Raw genomic sequence first — 2281 nt, forward strand, 5'->3', positions numbered from 1 at the left:
ATCTCTGAATCGCGAGGCTTCTTCATCGCCGCCCACCATTACCCGCAGGCTGGTGGCAATATCCGAGGTGTCGACGCCGAGGTCCGCCGCTCGCTCGCGATCGATTGCCACTCGCAACTCCGGCTTGTTGAGTTTCAGCGACGTGTCAGCGTCAACAATGCCGCCCAGCTTCTCAGACCTTTTTACCAGGTCATCTGCATATGCTGACAGGGCCTGAATCTCAGGACCGCGAAAAACAAAGTCGATGTCATAGCGCCCACCGGCGCCAAAGTTGAACGACGGTGCGTTGCGGACGCCAGCACGCAGCGGCGCAAATTTCCGCAAGCGACTGCGCACCTCCTGCATCACGTCCTGTTGACTATAGTTGCCTCGGAATGCGTTGAGCGGATTTCCCTTTTTGGTTTCTTTCCACAGCCGTGTCAGCGAAACCGTTCTCTCCTCGTGGGGCGCAATGCGCACGTATGCGCCCCCCTGGTTCACGCCTCCAATAAAGCCCCCGCCCGCGTTCGAGAGCACGAGGCGCACACCGGGTGTGGCAAGAATCTCCGTCTCGATTGCCTGCATGCCCTCATTCATCACGGCCAGATTAGTGCCTTCCGGACCGTTGATGTTTACCTCAAACTCCGCCTCGTCCACATTGGTTGGAATGAACTCCTGTTTGACTGCCCGATAAAGTGGGATGCTGGAAAGGATCACCGCCAAAGCCATGACCGAGACCGCCAGTCGATGGTGCATGGCAAAAGCGAGCAGGCGCGAGTAACCAGAGTCGATCCAGCGATAGAAGCCACGTCGGGAAGCAGGTGAACCATGACCACCCTTGGCATCATCGACGCGAATCAGACGCGAACTCATCATCGGTGTGAGCGTGAAAGAGACCAGCAGACTAACCATGATCGCGACGGCGGCCGTAATGCCAAACTGATATAGAAAGCGGCCGGAGATCGATGACATGAAGGAGACAGGAAGAAAGATCACAACCAGCGAAAGCGTCGTTGCCAGCACTGCGAGGCCGATGTCGCGCGTTGCTTCTTTCGCCGCTTCCTTTGCATTCATCCGCTTCTCTTCGATGAACCGGAAAATGTTCTCCAAGACGACGATGGCATCGTCAATCACGACGCCGACCATCAACACCAGAGCCAGCATCGTCACGCTGTTGAGCGTGAAGTCGAGCATTCTCATCATGGCGAAAGTGGAAATAACCGAGCAGGGAATGGCCACTGCCGCTATCAGCGTTGAGCGCCAGGAGCGCATGAAGAGAAAGACGACCAGACTCGCGAGAATACTGCCCAGGATCAAATGGGTCTCAATTTCATGCAGGGCGGATTCGATGTAACGCGACTGGTCGCGAATGACTTCGAGCTTGACGTCTTCGGGAAGCTGAGATGCCACACGCGGCAGCTCCCTCTTGAGCCCCTGGATAACCTCGATCGTATTTGCCCCTGACTGACGCCGAATCTCCAGGGAGACCGTCGGCACGCCATTCAGGCGGGAAACCGACCTCTGCTCTTTAGTTCCGTCTTCCACCCTGCCTACGTCGCGGAGGCGAACCGGCGAGCCATTAATATTGGCCACCACGAGATCATCAAAGGCGCGAGGGTCGGAATAGCGACCGAGCGTTCGCAGCACTAGCTCTTCGCGTCCCGTGTCCACATTCCCACCGGGAACATCTGCGTTCTGCCGTGCTAAGGCCTGCCGGACGGCAGTGATGGGAATCTGATAGGCTGCAAGTCGCTCCGCATCGATCCAGATATTAATGGCGCGCTGCAGTCCGCCCACGACGCGCACCTCGCCGACGCCACCCACGCGCTCGAGCTGAACGCGCACGGTCTTGTCCGCCAGTTCGGTAAGTTCACGAATAGACCTATCGGCAGTGAGAGCTATCGTCACTACTGGGGTACTGTCGTTATCAAACTTCTGCACTACCGGCGGTGTGGCATCGTCCGGCAATCGCCGTCCGAGGGTGCTGACGCGGTCACGCACGTCCTGGGCGGCAGTCTCCAAATTGCGATCGAGCTTGAAGGTAGCAATGACGAAGGAAGTGCCCTGGCTCGAAATTGAGCGCAATTCGTCAATTCCGTCGACCGTGTTAACGACTTCTTCGATCTGCTGCGTAATTAATGACTCAACTTCTTCGGGAGCTCCGCCCGGGAGAGCGGTGCGCACACTCACTGTGGGAAGATCGACGGAAGGAAAGCGATCGACGCCCAGACGGAAGAAACTGGCCGCACCAACGACGACCAGCGAAAGCACAATCATCGTCGCGAAGACCGGACGCCGGATA

Annotated in this window: 1 protein-coding gene; it reads right to left on the minus strand. The window is 57.5% G+C overall.

Annotated elements, in window-relative coordinates:
- The coding region (locus VES88_03565) for an efflux RND transporter permease subunit (GenBank protein HYN80554.1) at positions 1-2280 on the minus strand (2280 nt) is incomplete at its 3' end.
- Position 2281 lies beyond the last annotated feature (1 nt).

The sequence above is a fragment of the Gemmatimonadaceae bacterium genome (assembly GCA_035633115.1).
Classification (GTDB): domain Bacteria; phylum Gemmatimonadota; class Gemmatimonadetes; order Gemmatimonadales; family Gemmatimonadaceae; genus UBA4720.